The following is a 23,434-nucleotide window of genomic DNA, read 5'->3' as shown; positions in this document are numbered from 1 at the left end:
CTTACCTTCCCACCAATCCGGTGCGGTTGATCAGGACATCCAGGGCTTCGTCGATGGCGGTCATCACGCGGGCCGCAGCCTGGTAGGCGTGCTGGCTGGCGAGCAGGGCAACATTTTCTTCGTCAAGGCTGACCGACGCACCTGAAGAACGCTGTTCGACGGCGGCCGCACTCGCCGCGTCCGATAACTGGGAGTGCTGCTGGGCTGACCTGGAGGCCATGCCAATGCCGGCCACGACACCGCTCCAAAAGGTGTCGGGGGCGCCCGGGCCGGAACCGATCTGTGCCACGGCGTCGGCGATGCTGCCATCCAATGAGCCCGAGCCTGCCGCGCCTGTCGCGATTCCGGCTGCGTTCGTGGGAACCACGCGGAGGGACAGTGCAACGGGAACTCCCGGTGTACTGGTGAAGAAATCCAGGTTGCCCACACCGCTGGAGGATTGGCCAGTTCGGTGGACGGCATTGACGTCGTTCATGAGCTGCGTGGCAAAAGCGTTGTAGGCCGCGGCTGCTTCAGCGATCGCTCCGCCCGTGCCAGCTCCTTTGCTTCCGGCGGCTGCGGGGGCCAGGAGTGACACCGCCCCGGCGAGTTGTCCGCCGTCGAGGTTTACTGCGACGCCGGAACGGTCCGCCCATTCCAGCTGGACCGGCTGCCCGGCCGCGCCCATGGAGGCCTGTCCCGCCAGCTTCAGTTCCCGGTGCGATGTGCCCGAGACCAAGGCGTTGCCACCGATGAACACGTCAGCGGTGCCGTCGGCATTTTCACGAACTGTGCCGCCCGCCAGCGCCGCTATGGATTCCGTCATCTGGTTCCGGGCGTCGATGAGTTCGTTCGCGGAACCGCCGGATGCCAGCACGGAACGGATGGTGGCGTTGAGGTCGGCCACCCGGCCCGCCGCAGCGTTCAGTTCATCCACCGTGGCCGACGCTTCGCCGCGCAGACGGCTCCACTGGGAATCCAGCGCTTTATAGCCTGCGGAGACGGATTCGCTGAGCGTTGCGGCCGCTTCCAAGAGGACCGACGCCGGAGCGGACTCCCCGGGGTGGTTGGAGACTCCCTGCCACGACGCCCAAAAGTTGTGCAACGCCGTCGAGATCCCATGCGGGCCAGGTTCCTGCAGCGCATCTTCCAGCCGTTGCAGTTCCGTGGACCGGATTCCGGCGAAACCGGACTGTGCCGCGGTGCTCCGGACTCCGGCGTCGAGGAAGCTGCTGCCCAGCCGGGCAATCCCGTCGACAGAGACGCCTTGGCCGGCCTGGGCGGTGGTCGGGTTGAGCCCCACCGGCCTGGGTGCGCCGATGGCGGATTGTTCCAGCCGCTGCCGCGTGTAGCCGGCGGTGGTGGCGTTGGCGATGTTCTGCCCGGCCAGGTTGATGGCCTGTTGCGCTGCGGTGAGTCCACGGTATGCCGTGTTGAGTCCGCCGAAAGTGCTCACGTGAATGTCCTTTGCTGGTCCAACCGCTTGGTCAGAATTGCCGGTCGACGAGGTGGGCTGCCGACGATTCCCCGGTCCTGCCATGGGAGTCGTACGTACCCGCTGCAGGTTTCAGGTCGGCCAAGGTTTCCTGGGTGGATCGGACGGCCGCGCGAAGGAATTGCTCGTTGGCGTCACGGAGTTCCTTGATGGCAGCTGCCTGCTGGCGCATCGCCGTCACATGGGAGGTGAGGACTTCGGCCCAGGCAGGGTCCGGTGCTGCCGCAGCCAGTTCGGCCAACGAAGAATCCGCCGAGACGCCCCATTGCTCCGCCACGGCTGCGATCTCCACTGCGCGGGCGAGCCCTGCCTTGGAGACCCGGTCCAGGACCTGTTCCACTTCGCGGGTGCCGTGGGGCAGCCAGCGGGACTTCCCGGCCGTCAGCAGCAACTGCTCTTCTTCGAGCTTGAAGGTCAGGAGATCCAGGAGTTCGCGCTCGCGCCACAGCAGGGCTGACAGTTCATGGATGGCCACGGGGGTCAACTCCAGTTCTGGTCGGTTTCGGGTGCGGGATGTGATGGCGTACCTCCCGCCAACTCCCCACTAGCTATCGGCCGCCGGCGCGCTGTCGTTAGGCGGCCCCGTCCTTGGAACACTGAATTCTTTTCCCGAAGTTTTTCCTAACGCGTCCGTCAAGGGTTGTCGATAGTGGGGTGTGACGGCCCACGGATGGGCTGCCGCACCGTAAGTCCACATCATGGAGGAAATAACATGGGCATGCAGATCAACAACAACCTGATGGCGAACAACGCGTACCGCAACCTGAACGCCACGCAGGACACCCTGTCGAAGTCGATGGAGAAGCTCTCCAGCGGCCTGCGCATCAACCGTGCTGCGGACGACGCAGCCGGCCTTGCCATTTCGGAAGGCCTCAAGTCCCAGGTCAGCGGCTCCGCGGTTGCCGCACGTAACGCCCAGGACGGCATCAGCCTCATCCAGACCACCGAAGGTGCCCTCGGCGAGGTTCACTCCGTACTGCAGCGCATGCGCGACCTCGCAGTCCAGGGTGCATCCGACACCAACAACACGGCAGCACGTGACGCGATCAAGGATGAGGCCGACTCGCTGGGCAAGGAACTGGACCGCATCACCCAGTCCACCAACTTCAACGGCATCGACCTGCTCAAGGGTGGCTCCAAGAACATCCAGGTTGGCACCGCAGGTACGGCCAACGACACCATCGCCGTTACCCTCGGCGACGTTGCAACGGCTGCGGGCACCCTGTCCTCGGCCACCGGTGCCACCGGCTTCGACGTCAGCACCAACGCCGCAGCACAGACCACCATCACGGCTATCGACGCTGCGATCACCACGGTCTCGGCACAGCGTTCGGACCTCGGCGCCAACCAGAACCGTCTGGACCACGCGATCAAGACGCTGAACGTCTCCGGTGAAAACCTGCAGGCGGCACAGTCCCGCATCGCTGACACGGACATGGCCGCTGAAATGGTCAAGTACACCAAGGCCAACATCCTGTCCCAGGCAGGTACGGCAATGCTGGCCCAGGCGAACCAGTCCGGCCAGGGCGTTCTGTCCCTCCTGCGCTAAGCCTTCACCATCTTCAGCCGCATGAGTTGACGTCGGCCGGCCGGGCCCCCTGCCCGGCCGACCGACGTCGGACATTCTGAACTGCACGTCATCCGGAAGGGACACCCGTGGCAACTGCCATCGACGGCCTCGCGAGCGGCCTGAACACCACCGCGATCATCAACTCGCTGATGTCCGTCGAAGCCCTGCCGCAGACCCAGCTCAAGACCAAGCTGGCGTCCAACCAGACCATCATTTCCACGCTTCAGTCGTTCAACACCAAGCTCACGGCACTGAAGGGCGTGGCTTCCGGCAACGCCGCCGCGGGAGCCCTGAACCTCTTCACCGCCACCAGCAGCTCACCTTCGGTCACGGCGAAAACGACGACGGCGGCCGTCGGCGGGTCGATCGACCTCACCGTCACGCAGCTGGCCCAGACGCAGGTCAACGTCACTGCCGCAATGACCTCCTGGCCGACAGACGGCGCCGGAGCTCCTGCCCGGCTCACGATTGTGGATTCCACGGGTAAGAAGACCGAGATTGCTCCAGCGAGCACTTCCTTGGATGACGTGGTCTCGGCGATCAACGCAGCGTCCGGGGGCGCGCTGGCCGTGAAAGTACCGGCCGGGAACGGCACGTACCGCCTGCAACTGACAGCCGCCGCTTCGGGCGCGGCAGGTGCCTTCACCGCTTACCAGGGAACCGCCGCGCAGGTTACCGCCGGCACAGCGGTGGACTTGATGGCTGACCCGAGTGCCGCCGTCGTGAAGTCCGCCCAGGACGCGAAAGCGACACTGTACGCCGGAACGCCCGCCGCGCAGGTGCTGACGTCCGGCACCAACACCTTCGCCGATGTCCTTCCCGGTGTCTCAGTGACGGCGTCGGCCGTATCCACCGGCCCCGTGACGATCACTGTGGCGAGCGATGTCCCCGGCATTACCAAGAAGGCCGAAGAGCTGGTCAAGTCCGTCAACGACGTCCTGGGGTTCATCGCCATTTACACGGCGGTTTCCCAGACGACCGATGCCAAGGGTGCCACTGTTCCCAAGGCAGGTATCTTTACGGGCAACAGCACCGTCCGTGCGGTCAACGACCAAGTCCTCGCCGCGCTGTCCCGGCCGATCAACGGCAAGTCGCCGGCTGAGTACGGCATCAACATCACCAAAGACGGCGACTTCACGTTCGAAGCCGAAAAGTTCTCCAAGGCCCTGGCTGCCGACCCCGCCGCAGCCCAAGCTGCCGTGCAGGGCCTCGCGGTACGTGTCGCAGACGCCGCGACGGCGGCCGCCGATCCGTACAGCGGGTCTGTGTCCGGCCTCATCAAGGGGCGCGAGTCTGAAGTCCGCGATCTCGGCAACAGGATCGCGGACTGGGACCAGCGCCTGATCACACGCCGCGCCACCCTCCAAGCCGTGTACACCAACATGGAAGTGATGCTGGGCGGGCTCCAGTCCCAGTCGGCCTGGCTGTCCGGCCAGATTTCCAGCCTCTCTAAGCAGTCCACAGGAGAATAAGCCATGACTTACAGTGCACTCCGCGCGCAACAACTCTCCCGTTACAACGACGACGCCGTCCTGTCCGCACCGCCCGCACGGCTGCTCACCATGCTGTACGACCGACTCCTGCTGGACCTCAAGCGCGCCCAACTCGCGCAGGAGTCCACCAGCTGGGACGTGGCCCGCGAGAACCTGTTGCACGCCCAAGCCATCGTGGCCGAGCTCCGGGCCACCCTCCGGACCGATGCCTGGGACGGGGCAGCTTCGCTGGCGAGCATTTACGACTACTCCATGGAAGCGCTGATCGGCGCCAACATCTACCGCGACGTGGAGCGAACCAAGGAGTGCATTGAGCTCCTCGAACCGCTGCGCCAGGGCTGGCATGAAGCCGCGGCGCAGTTGTCGGCCGAGGCGCCCGCCACCGCTGTTCCGAGCGGCAGGGCACTTGGTGTCGCCTGATCCCTGGTCCGCGATTCTGGACGGCTTCGAACGCGACATAGCCTTGGCCGTTTCCGGAAAGGTTGTTCCGCCGTGGACGCCGCCTCTGGACGCAGGGCCCTTGCCGGCGTCGTTGGCTGACCGCGCCCGCCGGGTCTTGGACGCCCAAGCGGACGCGCTCGCCATCCTCAATCGCGCAAAGCACGACGCCGGCACTCAGCTCAGTGCCATCGACGCCGTGCCGTCGGGGCCGGGCTCGGACCGTCCGCTGCTGCTGGACGTGCGCGGCTGACCCAACTGGCTGGCATTAGTGGTTGTTCCGAGGCCGCTGAACAACCACTAATGCGAGCTACTTTGGGCTGCCCAGGAATTCCCGTGCTGCTGTCACCAGTGCCTCGGTGCCGGCGGTCAGCGTCGGCTGGATGATGGGCGCAAAGTACGGCGAGTGGTTGGACGGAATATCCTCCGGAAGCCGGCCTGTTTCGGCCCAATCCTTGAAGTAGGACGCATCCACTCCGCCCAGGAACCAGAAGACCAGGGGAGCGCCCGCAGCGGTTGCGAGCTCTCCAACGTCTTCGCTGCCTGACACGGGACCCGGATCAATGATCTTGGCGTCGCCGAATTTCGCACGGAACGCCGCTGTTACCCTCCCGGCGGCAGACTCGTCATTGACTGTCAGCGGGAAGCGCTCCTCGTAGTCGAACTCCGGTTCCTTCGGTGACCCGGATGCCGTCGATTCGCTACGCACAATGCGCTCGATCGAGCCCAGGATCTTCTCCCTGATGGGATCGCTGAACGTGCGGATGCTCAGTCCCAGGGTGGCGGTCTCGGGAATGATGTTGTTCTTGGACCCCGAGTGGATCTGTCCCACGGTCACGACGGCAGAATCGCTGGCCGCAAGCTCACGGGACACGATTCCCTGCAAGCGAACGGTTGCTGAGGCCGCCATCAGCACCGGATCAATGGTGGTTTCCGGCCGGGAACCGTGACCGCCACGGCCATGCAGGGTCACGTTGAGGGAGTCCGCGGACGCCATGGTGACGCCGGGCCGGATGCCGAACCATCCTGCGGGAAACGGCGCCACATGCTGGCCCAGGACGACGTCGGGCTTCGGGACGAGGCCGTAAAGACCGTCGGCAACCATTGTTTGGGCGCCACCGCCCCATTCTTCGGCCGGCTGGAACACCGCAATGAGGGTGCCTTGCCAATCCTGCTTTTGGCCCGCGAGGGCCTCCACTGCGCCCACGAGGCAGCTCACATGGACGTCGTGCCCGCAGGCGTGCATGACTGGAACGTCTTTGCCTTCATGATCGACGCCGACTGCCATGCTTGCGTAGTCCAGGCCGGTAGCCTCCTTGACGGGCAGCCCGTCCATGTCCGCACGGAGCATGACCACCGGTCCTGGCCCGTTGTCGAGGACACCCACAACGCCGGTTTTTCCTACGTTGCGATGCACGGTGAAGCCCAGGTTTTCGAGGTGCCCGGCCACGATCCCGGCTGTCCGGACCTCTTGAAAGGAAAGTTCGGGGTTCGAGTGCAGGTCTTTGTAAAGCTCTTCGAGGTCAATGGTCATGGGTTTGCCCTTTTCGTTCGACGCCGTCCGTTTGGCCAGTGTATCCACACGAATATCTTCGCGGGCTGGGAAAAGCCGGGCACACTGGGTGGCATGAATGATTCCGAATCAGTGACGACGCAGATATCCACGGTGGAGGATTGGACGCTGGCTCTGGCGGAGTCCACTGGTTCTCCTGGCGGTGGTGCCGGGACAGGGGTGATGCTGGCCATCGCCGCGTCCCTGACCTCCATGGTGGCTGGGTACACGGAAGGAGGCCACGCGGAGTTGGCAGACCTTCACGGGCGGTCCCGGGCGCTGCGTGAAACCGCCCTGCACCTGGCCGATGAAGACGCCGCGGCTTCCAAGGCCTTCGGTGCTGCATTCCGGCTGGCCCCTGGCCCTGAACGTGAAGACGCGATTCACCGGGCATCCGTGGATGCGGCGAAGGCCTCCGCTGTATTGGGCGAGCGGGCTATCGAAGCCATTGAAGACCTGGGGTGGCTGGCTGAAAACGGCAATCCCGCGCTGATAGCTGACGTCGTAGTGGCCTTCGGAGCGCTCAGGGCGGCGATCGCCGGTGCGCGTACCAACGTCAGTTTCGACCTTTCCTCCCTCACCTCGGCTGGGGCCGACCTGGAGAAAGTTCGGGAAGATCACCCACACCTCTGGGAAACCGTCGACCGGCTGAGCAAAGCCCTGGATCGAATTGACGAGCTGACGGCAAGCGTGGACCGGAAGGCGGCACCGACCACGGCAGGTTCTTAAAAGCGCACCACGTTTGCAAAATTAGCCTGCCAATTTTGCTAACGGGCTTTTGAACACTGCCGATAGCTGATGCTGAGCAGGGATCGCTCGAGGCATGGCCACGGATTGGCCTTACGACACCACCAGGCAGGACTTTGTGCTTGAATCCGTGACTTCCGCCGCCTTGGCAAGCGCCCTGGACGCGCTTTCCTTGCGCCAGCGCACCATCGCGAACAACATCGCGAACGTGAACACCCCCAACTACCGGGCCAAACGGGTCTCCTTCGAAGATCAGTTGGCGGCCTCGGTGCGTTCCGGTGACGGCACGGTGAAGGCCTCGATCTCCCCGTCCGATGAGCCAACCCGGACAGACGGCAACAACGTCAATCTGGACACCGAAACCCTGTCCAACATTGACACCGTGCTCCGGTACCAGTTCGCCTCGAGGGCCGCAGCCGGCGAATTCACCTCCCTCCGCACCGCGTTGAGGACCAACTGATGACCTTCGACGCAATCGGAATCGCCGGCTCGGCGCTGACCGTCCACCGCAAATGGCTGGATGCGGTCTCGGACAACCTTGCCAATATGAACAACGCATCGAGGACCGACGGCGAGGCTTTCCGTGCGCGCTACGTCGAGGCCGCCGAGGGCAACAACGGTGACGGCGTGTACGTCACGAGCACACCACTCGGTGACGGTGAGGGCAGGATCGTCCATCAACCGGACCACCCCTTGGCTGACGCCGACGGCAACGTCCGGTACCCGGACATCGACATGGCAGAGCAAATGGGCACTTTGATCATCGCCCAGCGCGGATACCAGGCCAACGCACAAGTGGTGGACAGGGCCCGCGAGACGTACCTGGCCGCCCTCGAGATAGGAAAATCCTGATGGCCTTGGGCCCTCTTGAAGCCATCCAAGGTGTCACCGACACCGGCTACGTCGGCGCTGGAAGGGTGGGAACGGCACAGCCAGCCTCCACCGGCGGCGACTTCGGCACCGCCCTGACTGGCGCCGTCGACAATTTGCAGTCACTGCAGTCAACGTCCAAGGAACTGGCGGTGTCCGCGGTGACGGGCAACCTGGACGACATTCACAAAGCAACCCTTGCGTCGACGCGCGCCCAGGTCACGTTCGAGCTGGTGGCCGCCGTGCGGAACAAGGGCATTGACGCGTTCAACGAGATCATGAGGATGCAGGCCTGATGCCACCCGGGATTTCCCAGTTCTTCCGCAAGCTTGGCAGCGGCATCCAAGCGTTCTCGCCCGCGCAGCGGACCCTCGCGATCCTGGGCGTGGCCGTGCTGGTCCTTGGCGGCGTCGCGCTGACGGCATGGCTGGGAAAGCCTGCCTACTCGCCGCTGTTTTCCGGGTTGAAGGACACTGACGCCAACAGCATCGTGGAGCAGCTCCGCAAGGACAACATTCCCTACGAGCTGAGCAACGGCGGCTCCACCATCCTGGTCCCGGAAGACAAGGTATACGACGAGCGCCTCAAGGCTGCCGCCGCGGGGCTCCCGTCAGCTGCGGCCACCGGCTATTCCCTGCTGGACAAACTGGGCGTCACATCCTCCGAGTTCCAGCAGTCGGTCACGTACAAGCGGGCCCTTGAGGGCGAACTCAGCACCACGGTCCAGGCGATGGACGGCGTCAAGAGCGCAGCGGTCCGGCTCGCGATCCCTGAGAAGTCGGTCTTCGTTGACACCACCCCGGAGGCCACGGCGTCCGTGTTCGTGGAAACCCAACCCGGCACCACGTTGTCCTCGGACAAGGTCCAGGCCATTGTGCACTTGACGTCGGCGGCCATCGAGAACCTGAAACCCACCAACGTCTCGGTTGTCGATTCACAGGGCAACGTCCTCTCCACTGTGGGCGCGGGAGCCACGGGGTCCTCTTCCAAGCAGGCCGCCGATTACCAGCAGCGCACCTCGGACGCCGTCCGGGCAGTCCTGGACAGCGTGGTGGGTCCAGGAAACGCCACTGTGGCCGTCGCAGCAGATGTCACAGCCGAATCCGCCCAGCAGCGCAGCGAAACGTTCACACCCGCCGCAGACACCCCTGCCCTGAGCGAAACCACCAAGACTGAAAAGTACACCGGCACCGGTGGCGGCGCCGCGGGCGTCCTGGGCCCGGACAACATCGCAGTCCCGGGCGGCACTGAAGGCAACGGAAGCTACGACTCCAGCGACACCACCAAGAACAACGCCGTCAACAAAGTCACCGAAGACCGGACCATCCCGCAAGGAGCCGTGAAGCGCCAGACCATTTCCGTGGCCATCAACCAAGCCGCGGCGGGCGGCGTCAACGTGGACTCGGTCCGCGCACTGGTCACCTCCGCGGCCGGGATAGATGCCGCCAGGGGGGACGTGGTCACTGTGGAGGTCCTCCCGTTCAGTACCGCCGCGGCAGACAAGGCAGCCGAAGCCCTCGGCGCTGCTCAGGCGGACGCGGAAGCAGCCAAGGACGCCGCGCTGATGAACACGCTCATTCTTGCCGGCAGCATCATGTTGGCTGCCATCGCACTCATCGTGGCGGTGCTTATCACCCTCAAGCGCCGCCAGCGCCGTGAGCCTGTGGACCTCGGCGAACGGACCGATTACGACGCCTTGCCGGAAGCCATTCCGACGCCGGCACTCACCGGACCGCCGACCACCGCCATCGAACTTAGCTCCATCCAGCCGCCGACCCCGATCGCACCCACTCCCGCGTTGCCGCTCCCGGGTTCGGAGGCACTGGACGGCGAGCTGAAGCGTGCCCAGATCGAAGCCATGGTGGCGGACAATCCGGCTCGCACGGCCGAGTACCTGCGCGGACTCATGGATGAAAGGCAATCCGTATGAGCCACACCGTCCCGGAAGCCTCGGCGTTGAACGGAGTGCAGAAGGTGGCGGTGGTGCTCATGCAGATGAGTCCCACCAGCGCAGCCTCGGTCATGGCCCAATTCTCGGAAACCGAAGCCGAGGACATTGCCGCTGAAATCGTCCGGCTCCGCCGTGTGTCCTCAGTAGTGGCGGACCACGTCATCAACGAGTTTCACGGACTGGCCGTCAGCGGTCGCCGGACTGCCCGCGGTGGCCAGGAATTCGCCGTCGGACTCCTCGAAGCGTCCTTCGGCGCAGACAAAGCCGCTGGATTCATGGATCGCCTCGCGTCCACCATGGCCGGGAAGTCCTTCGAATTCCTGGAAATGATGGATCCCGGCCAGATCCTTGCGCTGATCGACGGGGAACTGCCGCAGACCATCGCCCTGGTCCTCGCCCACCTGCGGCCGGGCAAGGCCTCCGCGGTGATGTCCGGCCTGGGTGATACGCAGCGGATCGAGGTTGCCCGGTGCATCGCCACCATGGGCTCCGCCTCCCCCGAAGCGGTGGGCATCGTGGCCGAGACCCTCAAGATCCGGGCCGGCGCTGTGATGTCGCAGCGGAAATCCAACGAGATCGTCGGCGGCATCCAACCCCTGGTGGACATCATCAACCGCTCCGACGTCACCACAGAACGCTCGGTCCTGGACGGCCTGGGCACCCTCGACCCTGAGCTCGCCACTGAAGTCCGCGCACGCATGCTCACGTTCGTGGACATCGTGAAGCTGGAACCGCGGGACATCCAGCAGATCCTCCGTGGGGTCAGCGCCAACGTCTTGGCCGTGGCCATGAAGGGCGCCCCACCGGTAGTCCTGGACACCGTCCGCGCCAACATGTCAGGCCGCAACCTCGAAATCCTCGAGTCCGAGATGGCCGCGTCCGGCCCCGTCCGGGCCTCGCAGGTGGAAGAAGCGCGGGCCGAGATTGTCCGATCCATCCGCGAGCTCGAAGCCGAAGGCGCGATCGTGGTCCGGCGTGGAGACGAGGATGACTTTGTCTACTGAGCACTTCACTCGCGTCACATTCCCGTCGGTTGCCTCCGACGACCGTTCCAGCGAATCCGACCGTGGCTTCGTCCAAGGGCACGCCGCCGGTTACGCCGCAGGGATGCAAGCCGCAGCCGCTGAACAGCTCCACCTCCAAGCCAGGTTGCGCGCTGAGCATGACGAAACGCTCGACGCCGGCCGCTCGGCTGTGGCTCGGGCCGTCCAGCTTCTGCAGGCAGCGGCCAACGCGGCGCAGCGACGTCAGGAAGTCGCCATGGACGAAGTTCAGGATGTGCTGGCCGCCGGAGCAATCGAACTCGCTGAGGCGATCCTTGGCTACGAACTTGCACAGGGGCAGAACACCGCGCGGGCCGCGCTGGAACGCGCGCTGGGAACGCAAGGGCGCGGCAGCACCGGCGTCGAACACGTCACCCAAGTACGCCTCAACCCGGGCGACCTCGCCGCGCTCGCGGCCTCCGGCGTCGTGGACGTTGCCGGAGTTGAGCTGAAGGCCGATGCCGCGCTCAACCCGGGCGACGCCGTCGGGGAGTACCCTGACGGCTGGATCGATGCCCGCATCGGCTCCGCACTGGAACGGGCCAGGCAAGCGCTGCTCGGGGTGGAGCGGTGACGGCGTACCGGCCACACGCAGGGCGCTTCCACGCAGCCGTGGCCGCAGCCGCTCCGCAACGCGTCGGGACGGTCACCTCCGTCCTCGGCCTGGGCCTTGAGATCGCGGGGCTGAACTGTGCGGTGGGTGAGCTGGTCACGGTCGGCTCGGGGGTTGAAACCCTCGACGCCGAAGTGGTCGCCTCGGTCAGTGGGGCTGTGCGGTGCATGCCCCTGGGCCGTTTGACCGGAGTTGCCGCCGGAGCTCCCGCGCGGGCAAAAGGCACCCCTATGCTGGTGCCCACGGGTACCGGGCTGTTCGGCAGGGTGCTTGATGCCCTGGGCCGGCCGATCGATGGCAAGGGGCCGCTGCCGCCTTCCCTGCGCGTCCCGCTGGACCAGGAAGCACCGACCGCCATGAGCAGGGCACGCATCGACACGCCCCTGCAGACCGGAGTCCGCGTCCTGGACACCATGACCACGTTGGGTCGTGGGCAACGCATGGGCCTGTTCGCAGGGTCCGGCGTGGGCAAATCCTCGCTGTTGTCCATGGTGGCCCGCGGAACCGACGCTGAAGTCTCCGTGATTGCCCTGGTGGGGGAGCGCGGCCGTGAAGTCCGCGAATTCCTCGAGGATGACCTCGGACCCGAAGGCCTGGCCCGCTCCGTAGTGGTGGTTGCCACCTCCGACGAACCCGCCCTCATGCGGCTCCGGGCTGCCGTCACCGCCACCCGCATCGCCGAGTCCTTCCGTGAAGCAGGCAAGGACGTGGTGCTCATGATGGACTCCCTCACCCGGGTGGCCATGGCGCAGCGCGAGATCGGCCTCTCCGCAGGTGAGCCACCAGCAACGCGCGGCTACCCGCCGTCGACCTTCTCCGTCCTGGCCCGACTCCTGGAACGCGCCGGAACCGCGGAAACCGGCTCCGTCACGGGCATCTACACCGTCCTGGTGGACGGCGACGACCACAACGAACCCATCGCCGACGCAGCCCGCTCCATCCTGGACGGCCACGTGGTCCTGGACCGGAAACTCGCCGTCACCGGACACTTTCCCTCCGTGGACGTCCTGGGCTCGGTGTCGCGCGTGGCGTCCAAAGTGAACCCGCGGGAGCACACGGCGCTCGCCGTCACGCTCCGGAAGGTGCTGGCGGCGAGGCGCAGCGCGCAGGACCTGATCGACGTCGGCGCCTACCGGCACGGCAGCAACCCGCTGGTGGATGCCGCCCTGGACCACGAGGCCGCGATCAACCAGTTCCTGCGGCAGCCCATGGACGAATCGACGCACCACAGCGATGCCTGGGCACAGCTTTCCCGACTTTCAGCGCACTTTGGACACTTTGAAGGAGCCGCATGAACCGACAATTTTCCCTGGCCGGGCTCTTGAGGCTGCGGCAAGCCGAACAGAAATCTGCGGAAAGCGGGTTGGCAGCGGCCAACTCGAGGTCGGCGTCGTTGCGCGTGCGGCGGGCGGAAGCCCGTGAAGCCTTGGCAGAATCTGCCGGGAACGCCGGCGATTCAGCGTCCCTGCTGGCTATCGCCGCCGCACGCGCATCGTCGCAAAGCATGCTCGCGGAGCTGGAAGCCTTGGCCGCGAGCGCCGAGGCGGAAGCTGCCGGGGCGCGGGCCGAATACACGGAGGCCAAGCGCAGGGCCGTGGGACTGGAGAAGCTCGAAGTCCGGCACGACGCCGAGTACGCCGCAACCGTGCTCCGTGCCGAGCAAGGTGTCCTGGACGAGATTGCCTCCACGGCGTGGCACAGGAAGGCCGGCTCATGAGCATGACCGAGGCCATCGGGCGAATCCACAGCATCGAAGCCTCGCTGCAGCAGTTGGCCCAGGGCACACGTGCTTCCACGGCTTCCTCGCCGGCTTCTAACGCCGCGACTGCGGCCGACGCGGCGTCGTTTGCTTCGGCTTTGAGCAGCGCCATGGGGACTTCCTCGGCCGGTTCCGTGGCCTCCGGTTCCGTGGCCTCCGGGATGGGCTCAGTGGGCCTTAACTCGTTGTTGCCAGCTGCTGGAAGTACGACGGCGACCGCTGGGGCGGCGGCGGTCGGCACCAGCGGCGGATCCGTTTCGGGTGACGCCGTGGTTGCAGCGGCCAAGAAGTACATCGGCGTGCCTTACGTTTGGGGCGGAACGAATGCAGCGGTGGGCATGGATTGCTCCGGCTTTGTGCAGCGGGTTTTCAAGGATCTGGGTGTTGAGCTTCCACGCGTCGTCAGCGACCAAATGCAGAAGGGTACTCCCGTCGCTTCCCTGGCTGAGGCGAAGCCCGGGGACCTCCTTGTCAGCTACGGCGGCGAGCACATCTCCATCTATCTGGGCAACGGCAAAGCCATCGACGCTCCCGTGCCCGGCCAGACCATCCAGATCCGGGACGCTTGGGAGAAGTACTCCAACCTGACCTCGATTCGCCGCATCGTCCCTGCTGGGGGTTCGTGATGCAGGCGGTGGTGGGAGGTCCGGCCGGTGGATCCGTTGGCCGAGGCGGATTGGGGGCCGGGAGTACCGGAGTTTTACGAGCGGAGAGCGCCCGTGGAGTTTTGGACTCCGGGAGTGCCGGGGCCCGACGCGCTGGGCTGGCACTCTTTGCCGGCGGGTCTTCAAACGCCGGAGCATTCGACGCCGTGATGGCTTCCGAACAGGCTCCGGTTTCCCCTTCCAAGGATTCGCAGCCCGCTCCCGGGGCGCAGGAATTTCTCGGAGTGCAGGTAGCTCTCGGAGCACAGCCTGTTTTTAGTTCGGGGCCGAGCAATTCGGAGCTCTCGCACGAAATGGGAGCACTCGGGTCCAGGCCGGCAGTGGACCCGGCTGCCCGATTCGATGCCCCGCTGCAGGGTGTGCCGGGCGCACGGCATGTTTCGCAGCCAACCCCCGAATCGGGCGCACCCGCAAGCTCTGGGAACGCGGGGAGCGCCGCGGGTGTCGTCGGCCCTCAGCCAACTCAGCCAACTCTGCCTACTCCTTCAGACGATGCTGGGGGAGCCCCGAACCCTGGGCCCGGGATGTCGTTTGCTGCCCGATTCGATGCCCTGCTGCAGGATGTGCCGCGCGCACGGCATGTTTCGCAGCCAACCCCCGAATCGGGCGCACCCGGGACCTCCGGGGACGCGGGGAGCGCGGCGGGTGTCGTCGGCCCTCAGCCAACTCTGCCAACCCCTTCAGACGATGCTGGGGGAGCCCCGAACCCTGGGCCTGGGACGTCGTTTGCTGCCCGATTCGATGCCCCGCTGCAGGATGTGCCGCGCGCACGGCATGTTTCGCAGCCAACCCCCGAATCGGGCGCACCCGCGACCTCCGGGGACGCGGGGAGTGCTCCGGGTATCGTCGGCCCTCAGCCAACTCAGCCAACTCTGCCAACCCCTTCAGGCGATGCTGGGGGAGCCCCGAACCTTGGGCCTGGGACGTCGTTTGCTGCCCATTTCGATGCCCCGCTGCAGGATGTGCCGGGCGCACGGCATGTTTCGCAGCAAACCCCCGAATCGGGCGCACCCGCGACCTCCGGGAACGCGGGGAGCGCGGCGGGTGCTGGCCTGCCCGGCCTGACGGGGAGTGCCGCGGGTGTCGTCGGCCCTCAGCCAACTCAGCCAACTCAGCCAACTCCTTCAGGCGATGCTGGGCGAGCCCCGAACCCTGGGCCCGGGACGTCGTTTGCTGCCCACTTCGATGCCCCGCTGCAGGATGTGCCGCGCGCACGGCATGTTTCGCAGCCAACCCCCGAATCGGGCACCCAGCCGGCGCCCCAAACCCAGCCGGCGCCCCAAACCCAGCCGGCGCCCCAAACCCAGCCGGCGCCCCAAACCCAGCCGGCGCCCCAAACCCAGCCGGCGCCCCACACCCCGACGGCGCCCCACATCACCCCGGCCCTGCAGCCTCCACCGCCCCAGCCCATCACGCCCCCTCTGACTTCTGCGGCACCACCCGTACCCCCGTCCACGCCACCCCAGCCCGCCCTCGCTCCTCAACTTCTCACGCCACTCTTTTCACTGGTGTCGGCGGCACCAGGGGAACACGTGATGACGCTGCGGGTGGCCCCGGACGACCTTGGACCCCTCACGGTCAGGGCACACGTCGACGCCGCGGGCGTGCGGATCGAACTGTTCGCACCCGGGGACGCCGGCAGGGAAGCGGTGCGGCATGTCCTTCCGGAGCTGCGGCGAAGCCTCGAAGACTCCGGGGCGAGCCTGAGCCTTTCTCCGCAAAACAGCCCGCCCGATGCTGGAAAGGACCCCGGCCAAGGCAGCGGCAGAGATCCCGGTCAAGGAACAGGGCAGGGCGCCGGACCCGGAAGCGGAACACGTGACCCGGATGCCCGGCTCCGAGGCTCCACGAAGGCCGGCTCCGGCGAGGCAGTGCCTGAAGGGGCCGATGCCCAACCGCAGCTGCCACCCGGCGTCGTACGCGGACCGAGCAGCCCAAACCGCCTGGACATCCTGGTCTGAAGAAGGAGACGAGCATGACAACTATTCCCGCAATAGCGGCCAACAACGGCGCAGCGTCGGGCAGCGCACCAAGAACCCCGGTCAAGTCCATGGATTCGGAGGTCTTCATGTCTTTGCTGGTGACGCAGCTGAGGTACCAGGACCCCAGCGCACCCATGGACACCAACCAGATGATGAGCCAATCGGTGCAGCTTTCCATGATGGAGAAGATGACCGAGCTGACGGCAGGTGCCAAGGAGAGCTTCTCGCTGCAGATGCGTACCGCTGCGGCGCAGATCATCGGGACCCACGTGAGCTACACCCTGGCCGACGGGACCAAGGGCGATGGGGTCGCCGGCGCGGTCTCCTTTGCCGATGGTGTTCCGACGGTGACCGTGGGTAGCGCCAAGGTGCCGTTGGACCTGATCACCGGCATGACTGCCTCGCACGCAACCACCCCTCCCACCAGCTGATTCCCACCAACTTCACCCGAAGAAAGGCAACACCATGCTCCGTTCGCTGTACTCCGGAATTTCCGGCCTCCGCGCCCACCAGACCATGCTGGACGTCACCGGCAACAACATTGCCAACGTCAACACCACCGGCTACAAGACGTCGTCGGCGCAGTTCCAGGACACGCTCTCGCAGATGACGCAGGGCGCGGCCGGTCCGCAGCAGGATGTGGGCGGTTCCAACCCGGCACAGGTGGGCCTGGGCGTCCGCGTTGCCGGCGTCAGCACCAACTTCGGCCAGGGCTCATCGCAGAGCACCGGCCGCGGCACTGACCTGATGATTTCGGGCGAGGGCTTCTTCGTTACCGGCAAGGGCACGCAGCAGTACTACACACGTGCCGGCAACTTCCAGATGGACGCTTCGGGCCGCTTGGTCAGTCCCGACGGCGGCATCCTCCAGGGCTGGAAGGCCACCGGCGGTGTGGTGAACACGGGCGGAGCCACGGGGCCTATCACGTTGTCCCCGGACACCACCGCCCCGGCGGTTGCCACGACCACCGCCACCCTTGGCGGCAACTTGCCGTCGGACGCAGCCGTGGGGACCTCGGTTGAGCGCCAGGTCAAGGTGTTCGACGCCAACGGAGCAGAACGCAGCCTTACCCTGACGTTCAGCCGCTCAGCCACTGGCTGGAACGTGGCAGGTGCGGACGCCAACGGTGCTACCGGCGCCTCCACCCTCACCTTCGCCAACGGCGCACTGACGTCCGCTGGGACCATGACGGTTGGCGGAATCACTGTGAACATGGGGGCTGTCACCGGCTTCGCGCAGCTGAACACGCTGGCTGTCACCGGTCAGAACGGCGCCGAAGCCGGCGAACTGGAATCCTTCACCCTGGCCGGCGACGGTTCCTTGATCGGTTCCTTCAGCAACGGCGCCAAGGAAGTCCTGGCGCGCGTGGCCCTGGCCCGCTTCACCAACCCCGAAGGCCTCGAGAAGGCCGGCGGCTCCACCTACGTTGCCACGGCCAACTCCGGTGCCGCCCAGCTGGGCGGCGCAGGTGAAGGAGGACTTGGTTCGCTGACCTCGGGTTCGCTGGAGATGTCCAACGTGGACCTGTCGCAGGAGTTCACCAACCTGATCGTGGCGCAGCGTGGGTTCCAGGCCAATGCCCGCATCATTACCACCTCCGATGAGGTCTTGCAGGAACTGAGCAACCTGAAGCGCTAACCGCCCGGAGAAAGTGACTGTCTTCCGTGCCCTCACCGCTCGCCGGCAGCTGGCCGGTCAGGGCACGGCGGGACGTCCTTCCCGCCGTGGCTACCGACTCCAGCACGGCGGCTGCCGTCACCTGTGCGTTCCCCGTTGCCGATCACAAGGTTGAAGGTGATGGCCCGCAGCAGCGCGCATTTGTGCCGTATCTGGCACATGCCATGCGTTCAGTGGCGACGGTCGTGGTTCCGACGCAGGCGTTAAGCCCGGCATAGAAGGCGGTGATCCGGCCGCCTTCCTAACGCCGCGTCGTCTGTGGCCGACAGTAGGGGAAAGAACCACCTCCCCCAGCCAAAGCAGACCAGACCATGATCGTTGTCACCCGCCTGAACGGCACACGCTTCGCCGTGAATCCGGACATCCTTGAACGGATCCATGAGAGTCCGGACACCCATCTGGTGACGCTCGACGGCGCCGCTTACGTTGTGCGGGAATCGCTCGCCGAGGTGGTGGAGCTGATCGCGAATTACCGCGCGAGTGTGCTTCGCCGCGCCCACGATCTTCCTGCGGTGACGGGTTACCCCCTCAGCCTGGTCCGGTCGCCGGAGCCGGAGGAGCCGGAGGAGCCTGCGAAAGACCCGGAACCCAACCACCCGAACGGAAGGTAGTCCATGACAATCGTCGGCCTGCTGCTGGCCTTTGCATCCGTGGTGGCCATGGTCACCCTGGAGCATGCGAACCTCATGTCGCTGCTCCTGCCCGCTCCCATGATCCTGGTCTTCGGGGCCACCATCGCCGTGGGGTTGGCCGGAAACACCTTCCAAGATGTCCTCCAGGCGTTCAAGGACGTTCCCAAAGCTTTCATCGGTAAGCCCGCCAAGCCAACGGAGAGCATTGACGAGCTGGTCCGTCTCGCGGAGAAAGCCCGCAGCGACGGCCTGCTGTCCCTCGAGGAGGAGGCCAACAACGCCAAGGACCCGTTCCTGCAGCGCTCTCTCCAGAACATCGCCGACGGCACCGATGCCGAGGAACTCCGCCTCTTGATGGAGGACGAGATCGACACCAAAATGCGAGCAGACCACGTTTCCTCCAAGTTCTTCGCCGCGCTGGGCGGGTATGCGCCCACCATCGGCATCATCGGAACCGTGGTCTCGTTGACCCACGTCCTGGAAAACTTGTCCTCGCCCGATCATCTGGGCCCGATGATCGCCGCAGCCTTCGTGGCCACCTTGTGGGGCCTGTTGTCCGCGAACTTCATCTGGCTGCCGCTCAGTGCCAAGCTCAAGCGCCTGTCCGAGTTGGACATTGAGCGCATGACGCTCCTCATGGAGGGGTTGTTGGCGGTGCAGAACGGCACCCAACCGCTGCTGCTGGCTGAACGGCTCCGAGCCATGGCTCCTGCCGAGGCGAAGGGCAAGCCGAAGCAAGCCAAGGACAAAGCGGACGACGGCGGCAAGCCCGGTAAGCTTTCGGCGTCCAGGGCAGCATGAGGTCCCGCAGGAGGCGCGGCTCCCAGCCCGAAGAGCACCACGTCGACGAACGCTGGATGGCTTCCTACATGGACATGGTCACCGTGCTGATGTGCATGTTCATTGTGCTGTTCGCCATGTCCTCGGTGGACCAGGTCAAGTTTGAGAAACTGCGCAATTCCTTGGCCACGGGTTTCGGCACGGAGATCAGCCAAAAAGTGGACACTGCCAGTGGCGTTGTGGTGCCGGCCGAACTCGCTACGTCCAATGGCGAGGGTTTCTCGGCGTTGGACCTGGCCATCAAGGAGGCTGACAAGCTCACAGCCTTGCAAGGGGCCATGCAGTCCAAACTGGAAGCGCAGGGTTTGGCGGCCAATGTGCAGTTCGTGGTGGGGGAGCGCGGGTTGACGGTGAAGCTCGTGGGCTCCCAGACGTTCTTCCAGCCGGACATGCCTGACCTCACGCCCAAGGCCGTCCAGATCCTGAACACCATCGCTCCCACCGTGGTGGGGTCCGGCCTGGAGGTCATGGTGGAGGGCCACGCAGCCAAGGGCATCACGGCTTTCGCTTCCACCTGGGAGCTTTCGGCAGCGCGGTCGGTCAATGTCCTGAGGTATTTCGTTGACAACTCGGGCATGCCGCCCGGACGGATCGGCGCAGTGGCATTCGGTGCTGCCCGCCAGGTGACGGATGATTCCACGGAGGAGTTGATGGAGCTGAACCGGCGAGTGGACGTGGTGTTGCTGTCCGCCAGCCCGGAGGATGTCCGTGCATTGATCCCGGGCGCCATTGAAGCGCAGAACCAGGAATCAGCGGCGGCAGCAAAGGCCGCAAAGTAGCCTCCGTGCGGTCACCGGATAGTCCTTCGGAGAATGCCTTACGTCCGGTGCTGTCCTGCCGATAGTGCCGTCCGTGGGAGAACAGGAAGATCGCGCGGCAGGACGCCAGCGCACGGTGGATGTCTATGACTTCCGCCGACCCACCACTTTGCCGCGCCAGCACAGCCGCGTGCTGGAAGTGGCGTTTGAGACCTTCGCCCGGCAGTGGGGTACGCAGCTGACCGCCAAGGTCCGGCTGAAGTCTACGGCCACGCTGGAACAGCTGAGCATGCAGAGCTACGACGAGTACTCTGCGTCCCTGCCTTCCGTCACCTCCATGGTGTTGTGCAGGATCGACGGCAGCGAGTCCCGCCTGGTGATCCAGTTCCCCGCAACGGCTGCGCTGTCCTGGCTGAGCCGGATGCTGGGCGGTTCCACGGATACTGCGGTTCCGGAGCGGAAATTCACGCAGATCGAACACGCGCTGGTTTCCCGCATGGTGGAGGAAGTGTTGGAGGACCTCCGGTATTCGTTGGGTAACCTCCTGACCCAGGCTGTGACCATGGATGGCGTCCAGTACAACTCCCAGTTCGCCCAGGCTGCTGCGCCGTCGGAACTCATGATTGTGGCCTCCTTCAGTGTCAACGTGGGCGAGAACCACTGTGCCGCCACCTTGGCCATTCCCGCCGACGTCCTCCTCTCCCGCCTTGGAGACGTGAACCCCACCGTCCACAGCGTGGACAACGAGGCACTGGTCCGTACGCAACTGGCGCAGGTCCCGGTGGACGTTGCCGTCCAGCTGACCCCCGCACCGGTGACTCCCGCGCAGATCCTGGGGCTCGCCGTCGGCGATGTCCTGCCGCTGCCGCACCTGGAGAACCGGCCGTTCGACGTCACCATCAACGGCACCCGCCTGGCCACCGCCGCGGCTGCCCGTCACGGCGCCCGCGCCGCCGCCGTCATCGTCACAACCGAGGAGCACCAGCGATGAGCAACATCTTGACCCTTCAGGCGGCCGCTGCCGAACGCCTTGCCCGTAACCTTCCCAGTGCCTCCACGCTGCGCGTCGCGGGCATCGTGCCGGCTCAGGACGCGGCCGCGTACGCATCCCCGGCAATGACCGCCACCTTCGTGGGCGCCTCGACGGCGGACTTCGCCCTGCTGCTGGTGGACCGTTCGTTCCTGGCCGCCGCAGGCGGTTCCGGGCTGGTGGGTGCCGTACAGGCCGGCGATGTCCTGCGTCCCGCCTTGGAACAGGCCGCGTCAGCATTCGACGCCGGCGTGCTGGGGGAGGTGCGCGAGGAAGACGCCGCAGGGCTCCTGTCCGACCCCGCAACCGCCGTTTTCGAACTCAACGACGGCGCTGCCCCCTTTGGCTGGTTCGCCGTGCGGGTGCGGGACAACGGTGCTGTGCCGGACCCCGGCTTCCGGAGCAGCCAGGACAGTGAAATGGCCGCCCGGTTGGGCCTCATCAGCAACGTGGAAATGGCGCTGACGGTGGAAATCGGGCGAACCCGGATGTCCGTCCGGGACGCGCTGGCACTGGAACCGGGACGCGTCATTGAGCTGGACCGCTCGGCCGGGGCCCCAGCCGATGTTTTGCTGAACGGCCGGCTGATCGCCCATGGCGAGGTAGTGGTGGTGGACCAGGACTACGCCGTCCGCATCACCCGCATCCTGGACGGGTCAGAGGGAACGTTCTAGATGGACTCATTCATCCTCGGGCTGCGTGTGCTCGTGGCTTTGGGCGCCGTGCTGGGGCTGATCTGGTTCGTCCAGAAGCGCCTCGGCAAAGGCAAGGGCCGACGACGCGCCGACGCTGCCCTCACGGTGGTCAGCCGCCAGGTCGTGGGACAAAAGGCCTCAGTGGTGGTGGTCGATGCCGGGGACAAGCGCTTCCTGCTCGGCGTCACGGAGCATGCGGTCACCGTACTCCACAGCAGTGATGCTCCTGTTGTTGTTGCGGAGACCGCCGAAACTGAGGAGGAGCAGTCGTCGGCGAGCTTCGCTGAGCTGTTCCGGCAGGCCTCGGGCGAACCGCGTGCGACGCCTCGCGCTGATCCGCTCGGTCCCGTGACGGGATCGCTGCCCGTACTGCGCCGGCGCAGTGAACTCCACCGTGGCAGCCAGCCGCACCGCGCGGTTGATCCCGCCCGACAGGCTGCGCCCCTCCACGGCTCCATCCTGTCCGCCTCCACCTGGCGCCAAGCCTCGGACGCCATCAGGGGACGCCGCAATTGATTCGTTCCGCTGGTTCGGGCCTGGCCCGCCGGAGATCGCATTGCGTGCCGCCACTTTGGTCCGTAGTGGGGATTGTGCTGCTCACGGCAGCTTTGCTCTGGCTTGGAATGGCTGCCGGCCACGCCACACCCATTGACCCCACCCAGCCGACGCCGCCAACCCCTCCCGCAGCACCGGAATCCGGCGGAAACGTCAGTATCGACATCAACGGCTTGGACGGGACACCCTCCACGGCCGTCGTGACACTCATCGGAATCACGCTGCTCTCGGTGGCCCCGGCGCTGCTGCTGATGATGACGTCCTTCACCAAGATCTTCGTGGTGTTGGCCATGACCCGGAACGCTCTGTCTCTGCCGGCCATTCCGCCCAACCAGGTCCTGGCGGGACTGGCCCTGTTCCTCTCCTTGTTTGTCATGTGGCCCGTGGTCTCGGATATCAACACCGTTGCCGTGCAGCCCTACCTGAACGGCGGACTGGATTTCAACGGAGCCATGTCCGCTGGGTGGTCGCCGCTGCAGCACTTCATGTTGGCCCACACCCGTGAGGAGGACATCGCCCTGATGACCCGGGCCGCGAAGATGGACAACCCGGCAAACCCGGAGTCCGTCCCGTTCCAGACGCTGGTCCCGGCGTTCATGATTTCCGAGCTCAGGGCCGCGTTCATCATCGGATTTGTCATCTTCATCCCGTTCCTGGTGATCGACCTCGTGGTCTCGGCGGCCTTGATGTCCATGGGCATGATGATGCTCCCGCCGGTGATGATCTCCCTGCCGTTCAAGGTCCTGTTGTTTGTCCTGGTGGACGGTTGGGGACTGGTGATTACGTCCCTGATCCAGAGCTATTCGAGCGGCTGATGGATACCAATGCAGTCCTGGACATCTGCCTCCAGGCCATGATCGTCGCGGTGAAACTTGCTGCGCCTACCCTCATCACCGCCTTGGTGGTCGGCCTTGCCATTTCCCTCCTGCAATCCATCACCCAGCTGCAGGAAGCCACCCTGTCCTTCGTCCCCAAGGCTGTGGCTGTCGCTATCGCCTTGGTGGTCTGCGGCCATTGGATGATCTCGGAAATGGTCGCGTTCACCAATGAGCTGTTTGCACGCATCCCAGGGCTGATCGGCGGAGCGTGA

The 23,434-nt window shown here is 65.6% G+C and carries 29 protein-coding genes; 26 read left to right on the top strand and 3 right to left on the bottom strand.

What is annotated here, in order from left to right:
• Position 1 precedes the first annotated feature (1 nt).
• Both flgK and ACR30Z_RS21365 read right to left on the bottom strand, forming a co-directional pair.
• On the bottom strand, positions 2–1,435 hold the full coding sequence (flgK, locus tag ACR30Z_RS21370; RefSeq protein ID WP_434374535.1) for a flagellar hook-associated protein FlgK: 1,434 nt from the start codon (positions 1,433–1,435) through the stop codon (positions 2–4).
• A 31-nt stretch (positions 1,436–1,466) separates the two neighbouring features.
• Positions 1,467–1,949, bottom strand: a complete 483-nt coding sequence (locus tag ACR30Z_RS21365) for a flagellar protein FlgN (RefSeq protein WP_144652531.1) — start codon at positions 1,947–1,949, stop codon at positions 1,467–1,469.
• Between the two features lie 237 nt (positions 1,950–2,186).
• Here ACR30Z_RS21365 and ACR30Z_RS21360 point away from each other — a divergent pair, with 237 nt between their 5' ends.
• The 4 genes from ACR30Z_RS21360 to ACR30Z_RS21345 all read left to right on the top strand — a co-directional run bounded on the left by ACR30Z_RS21360 (position 2,187) and on the right by ACR30Z_RS21345 (position 5,228).
• Positions 2,187–3,023 carry a flagellin gene (locus tag ACR30Z_RS21360; RefSeq protein ID WP_278251948.1) on the top strand — a complete coding sequence of 279 codons (837 nt, stop codon included), beginning with the start codon at positions 2,187–2,189 and terminating at the stop codon, positions 3,021–3,023.
• A 107-nt stretch (positions 3,024–3,130) separates the two neighbouring features.
• Positions 3,131–4,516, top strand: a complete 1,386-nt coding sequence (fliD, locus tag ACR30Z_RS21355; protein ID WP_434374534.1) for a flagellar filament capping protein FliD — start codon at positions 3,131–3,133, stop codon at positions 4,514–4,516.
• A gap of 3 nt (positions 4,517–4,519) precedes the next feature.
• Complete coding sequence (fliS, locus tag ACR30Z_RS21350; RefSeq protein WP_434374533.1) at positions 4,520–4,957, top strand: flagellar export chaperone FliS; 438 nt, start codon at positions 4,520–4,522, stop codon at positions 4,955–4,957.
• Complete coding sequence (locus ACR30Z_RS21345) at positions 4,947–5,228, top strand: hypothetical protein (RefSeq protein ID WP_434374532.1); 282 nt, start codon at positions 4,947–4,949, stop codon at positions 5,226–5,228. Before fliS ends, ACR30Z_RS21345 begins: the two co-directional genes overlap by 11 nt.
• 57 nt (positions 5,229–5,285) lie before the next feature.
• On the opposite strand, the gene ACR30Z_RS21340 is transcribed toward ACR30Z_RS21345, so the two are convergent.
• The gene (locus ACR30Z_RS21340) at positions 5,286–6,509 is read right to left on the bottom strand and encodes an amidohydrolase (protein ID WP_144652574.1); all 1,224 of its coding nucleotides are present in this window, start codon (positions 6,507–6,509) and stop codon (positions 5,286–5,288) included.
• Between the two features lie 93 nt (positions 6,510–6,602).
• Between ACR30Z_RS21340 and ACR30Z_RS21335 the strand changes: the two genes are divergently transcribed.
• The 22 genes from ACR30Z_RS21335 to fliQ all read left to right on the top strand — a co-directional run bounded on the left by ACR30Z_RS21335 (position 6,603) and on the right by fliQ (position 23,434).
• The gene (locus ACR30Z_RS21335; RefSeq protein ID WP_434374531.1) at positions 6,603–7,256 is read left to right on the top strand and encodes a cyclodeaminase/cyclohydrolase family protein; all 654 of its coding nucleotides are present in this window, start codon (positions 6,603–6,605) and stop codon (positions 7,254–7,256) included.
• A gap of 136 nt (positions 7,257–7,392) precedes the next feature.
• Positions 7,393–7,734, top strand: coding sequence for a flagellar basal body rod protein FlgB (gene flgB / locus ACR30Z_RS21330; protein WP_434374579.1), 342 nt, complete (start codon positions 7,393–7,395; stop codon positions 7,732–7,734).
• Positions 7,734–8,126 (top strand): flagellar basal body rod protein FlgC, encoded by a 393-nt coding sequence (locus ACR30Z_RS21325; protein ID WP_434374530.1) that lies wholly within the window; start codon positions 7,734–7,736, stop codon positions 8,124–8,126. The genes flgB and ACR30Z_RS21325 overlap by 1 nt, the downstream gene beginning before the upstream one ends.
• Positions 8,126–8,440: a flagellar hook-basal body complex protein FliE gene (locus ACR30Z_RS21320; protein ID WP_434374529.1), complete on the top strand. Its 315-nt coding sequence runs from the start codon at positions 8,126–8,128 to the stop codon at positions 8,438–8,440. Before ACR30Z_RS21325 ends, ACR30Z_RS21320 begins: the two co-directional genes overlap by 1 nt.
• Positions 8,440–10,074 (top strand): flagellar basal-body MS-ring/collar protein FliF, encoded by a 1,635-nt coding sequence (gene fliF, locus ACR30Z_RS21315; RefSeq protein WP_144652538.1) that lies wholly within the window; start codon positions 8,440–8,442, stop codon positions 10,072–10,074. Before ACR30Z_RS21320 ends, fliF begins: the two co-directional genes overlap by 1 nt.
• Positions 10,071–11,099: a flagellar motor switch protein FliG gene (gene fliG / locus ACR30Z_RS21310; RefSeq protein WP_144652539.1), complete on the top strand. Its 1,029-nt coding sequence runs from the start codon at positions 10,071–10,073 to the stop codon at positions 11,097–11,099. Before fliF ends, fliG begins: the two co-directional genes overlap by 4 nt.
• Positions 11,083–11,712 carry a FliH/SctL family protein gene (locus ACR30Z_RS21305; RefSeq protein WP_434374528.1) on the top strand — a complete coding sequence of 210 codons (630 nt, stop codon included), beginning with the start codon at positions 11,083–11,085 and terminating at the stop codon, positions 11,710–11,712. The genes fliG and ACR30Z_RS21305 overlap by 17 nt, the downstream gene beginning before the upstream one ends.
• The gene (locus ACR30Z_RS21300) at positions 11,709–13,046 is read left to right on the top strand and encodes a FliI/YscN family ATPase (protein ID WP_434374527.1); all 1,338 of its coding nucleotides are present in this window, start codon (positions 11,709–11,711) and stop codon (positions 13,044–13,046) included. Before ACR30Z_RS21305 ends, ACR30Z_RS21300 begins: the two co-directional genes overlap by 4 nt.
• Entirely contained in the window at positions 13,043–13,468 is a 426-nt protein-coding gene (locus ACR30Z_RS21295; protein ID WP_144652542.1) for a flagellar FliJ family protein, read from the top strand. Before ACR30Z_RS21300 ends, ACR30Z_RS21295 begins: the two co-directional genes overlap by 4 nt.
• Complete coding sequence (locus tag ACR30Z_RS21290; protein ID WP_434374526.1) at positions 13,465–14,136, top strand: C40 family peptidase; 672 nt, start codon at positions 13,465–13,467, stop codon at positions 14,134–14,136. The genes ACR30Z_RS21295 and ACR30Z_RS21290 overlap by 4 nt, the downstream gene beginning before the upstream one ends.
• Positions 14,136–16,136, top strand: coding sequence for a flagellar hook-length control protein FliK (locus ACR30Z_RS21285; RefSeq protein ID WP_434374525.1), 2,001 nt, complete (start codon positions 14,136–14,138; stop codon positions 16,134–16,136). Before ACR30Z_RS21290 ends, ACR30Z_RS21285 begins: the two co-directional genes overlap by 1 nt.
• A 14-nt stretch (positions 16,137–16,150) precedes the next feature.
• The gene (locus ACR30Z_RS21280; protein ID WP_144652546.1) at positions 16,151–16,588 is read left to right on the top strand and encodes a flagellar hook assembly protein FlgD; all 438 of its coding nucleotides are present in this window, start codon (positions 16,151–16,153) and stop codon (positions 16,586–16,588) included.
• Positions 16,589–16,622: 34 nt separating this feature from the next.
• Positions 16,623–17,795, top strand: coding sequence for a flagellar hook protein FlgE (locus ACR30Z_RS21275; RefSeq protein WP_434374524.1), 1,173 nt, complete (start codon positions 16,623–16,625; stop codon positions 17,793–17,795).
• A 26-nt stretch (positions 17,796–17,821) separates the two neighbouring features.
• Positions 17,822–18,052 (top strand): hypothetical protein, encoded by a 231-nt coding sequence (locus ACR30Z_RS21270; protein ID WP_434374523.1) that lies wholly within the window; start codon positions 17,822–17,824, stop codon positions 18,050–18,052.
• A gap of 93 nt (positions 18,053–18,145) precedes the next feature.
• Positions 18,146–18,445 (top strand): flagellar FlbD family protein, encoded by a 300-nt coding sequence (locus ACR30Z_RS21265; protein ID WP_434374522.1) that lies wholly within the window; start codon positions 18,146–18,148, stop codon positions 18,443–18,445.
• A gap of 3 nt (positions 18,446–18,448) precedes the next feature.
• Positions 18,449–19,267 (top strand): motility protein A, encoded by an 819-nt coding sequence (locus tag ACR30Z_RS21260; protein WP_144652550.1) that lies wholly within the window; start codon positions 18,449–18,451, stop codon positions 19,265–19,267.
• Entirely contained in the window at positions 19,264–20,085 is an 822-nt protein-coding gene (locus ACR30Z_RS21255; protein WP_434374521.1) for an OmpA/MotB family protein, read from the top strand. Before ACR30Z_RS21260 ends, ACR30Z_RS21255 begins: the two co-directional genes overlap by 4 nt.
• 73 nt (positions 20,086–20,158) lie before the next feature.
• Positions 20,159–21,055, top strand: coding sequence for a flagellar motor switch protein FliM (locus ACR30Z_RS21250; protein ID WP_144652552.1), 897 nt, complete (start codon positions 20,159–20,161; stop codon positions 21,053–21,055).
• Complete coding sequence (gene fliN, locus ACR30Z_RS21245) at positions 21,052–21,768, top strand: flagellar motor switch protein FliN (protein WP_434374520.1); 717 nt, start codon at positions 21,052–21,054, stop codon at positions 21,766–21,768. The genes ACR30Z_RS21250 and fliN overlap by 4 nt, the downstream gene beginning before the upstream one ends.
• Positions 21,769–22,305 (top strand): flagellar biosynthetic protein FliO, encoded by a 537-nt coding sequence (gene fliO, locus ACR30Z_RS21240; protein WP_144652554.1) that lies wholly within the window; start codon positions 21,769–21,771, stop codon positions 22,303–22,305.
• A 107-nt stretch (positions 22,306–22,412) separates the two neighbouring features.
• Positions 22,413–23,159 carry a flagellar type III secretion system pore protein FliP gene (gene fliP, locus ACR30Z_RS21235; RefSeq protein ID WP_434374578.1) on the top strand — a complete coding sequence of 249 codons (747 nt, stop codon included), beginning with the start codon at positions 22,413–22,415 and terminating at the stop codon, positions 23,157–23,159.
• The gene (gene fliQ, locus ACR30Z_RS21230; protein WP_434374519.1) at positions 23,159–23,434 is read left to right on the top strand and encodes a flagellar biosynthesis protein FliQ; all 276 of its coding nucleotides are present in this window, start codon (positions 23,159–23,161) and stop codon (positions 23,432–23,434) included. Before fliP ends, fliQ begins: the two co-directional genes overlap by 1 nt.

The organism is Paenarthrobacter sp. FR1, from assembly GCF_051106045.1.
In the GTDB taxonomy this organism is placed as follows: Bacteria; Actinomycetota; Actinomycetes; order Actinomycetales; family Micrococcaceae; genus Arthrobacter; species Arthrobacter nitroguajacolicus_A.
The sequence above is the reverse complement of the archived record's forward strand: the minus strand, read 5'-3'. Positions and strand labels throughout refer to the sequence as shown.

Excerpts from the sequence above, each read along its gene's own strand:
- ACR30Z_RS21360 (WP_278251948.1), top strand. The coding sequence starts at position 2,187 with ATGGGCATGCAGATCAACAACAACCTGATGGCGAACAACGCGTACCGC.
- fliS (WP_434374533.1), top strand. The coding sequence starts at position 4,520 with ATGACTTACAGTGCACTCCGCGCGCAACAACTCTCCCGTTACAACGAC.
- ACR30Z_RS21340 (WP_144652574.1), bottom strand. The coding sequence starts at position 6,509 with ATGACCATTGACCTCGAAGAGCTTTACAAAGACCTGCACTCGAACCCC.
- ACR30Z_RS21335 (WP_434374531.1), top strand. The coding sequence starts at position 6,603 with ATGAATGATTCCGAATCAGTGACGACGCAGATATCCACGGTGGAGGAT.
- ACR30Z_RS21325 (WP_434374530.1), top strand. The coding sequence starts at position 7,734 with ATGACCTTCGACGCAATCGGAATCGCCGGCTCGGCGCTGACCGTCCAC.
- ACR30Z_RS21320 (WP_434374529.1), top strand. The coding sequence starts at position 8,126 with ATGGCCTTGGGCCCTCTTGAAGCCATCCAAGGTGTCACCGACACCGGC.
- fliF (WP_144652538.1), top strand. The coding sequence starts at position 8,440 with ATGCCACCCGGGATTTCCCAGTTCTTCCGCAAGCTTGGCAGCGGCATC.
- fliG (WP_144652539.1), top strand. The coding sequence starts at position 10,071 with ATGAGCCACACCGTCCCGGAAGCCTCGGCGTTGAACGGAGTGCAGAAG.
- ACR30Z_RS21305 (WP_434374528.1), top strand. The coding sequence starts at position 11,083 with ATGACTTTGTCTACTGAGCACTTCACTCGCGTCACATTCCCGTCGGTT.
- ACR30Z_RS21295 (WP_144652542.1), top strand. The coding sequence starts at position 13,043 with ATGAACCGACAATTTTCCCTGGCCGGGCTCTTGAGGCTGCGGCAAGCC.
- ACR30Z_RS21290 (WP_434374526.1), top strand. The coding sequence starts at position 13,465 with ATGAGCATGACCGAGGCCATCGGGCGAATCCACAGCATCGAAGCCTCG.
- ACR30Z_RS21285 (WP_434374525.1), top strand. The coding sequence starts at position 14,136 with ATGCAGGCGGTGGTGGGAGGTCCGGCCGGTGGATCCGTTGGCCGAGGC.
- ACR30Z_RS21280 (WP_144652546.1), top strand. The coding sequence starts at position 16,151 with ATGACAACTATTCCCGCAATAGCGGCCAACAACGGCGCAGCGTCGGGC.
- ACR30Z_RS21275 (WP_434374524.1), top strand. The coding sequence starts at position 16,623 with ATGCTCCGTTCGCTGTACTCCGGAATTTCCGGCCTCCGCGCCCACCAG.
- ACR30Z_RS21265 (WP_434374522.1), top strand. The coding sequence starts at position 18,146 with ATGATCGTTGTCACCCGCCTGAACGGCACACGCTTCGCCGTGAATCCG.
- ACR30Z_RS21260 (WP_144652550.1), top strand. The coding sequence starts at position 18,449 with ATGACAATCGTCGGCCTGCTGCTGGCCTTTGCATCCGTGGTGGCCATG.
- ACR30Z_RS21255 (WP_434374521.1), top strand. The coding sequence starts at position 19,264 with ATGAGGTCCCGCAGGAGGCGCGGCTCCCAGCCCGAAGAGCACCACGTC.
- fliN (WP_434374520.1), top strand. The coding sequence starts at position 21,052 with ATGAGCAACATCTTGACCCTTCAGGCGGCCGCTGCCGAACGCCTTGCC.
- fliO (WP_144652554.1), top strand. The coding sequence starts at position 21,769 with ATGGACTCATTCATCCTCGGGCTGCGTGTGCTCGTGGCTTTGGGCGCC.
- fliP (WP_434374578.1), top strand. The coding sequence starts at position 22,413 with ATGGCTGCCGGCCACGCCACACCCATTGACCCCACCCAGCCGACGCCG.
- fliQ (WP_434374519.1), top strand. The coding sequence starts at position 23,159 with ATGGATACCAATGCAGTCCTGGACATCTGCCTCCAGGCCATGATCGTC.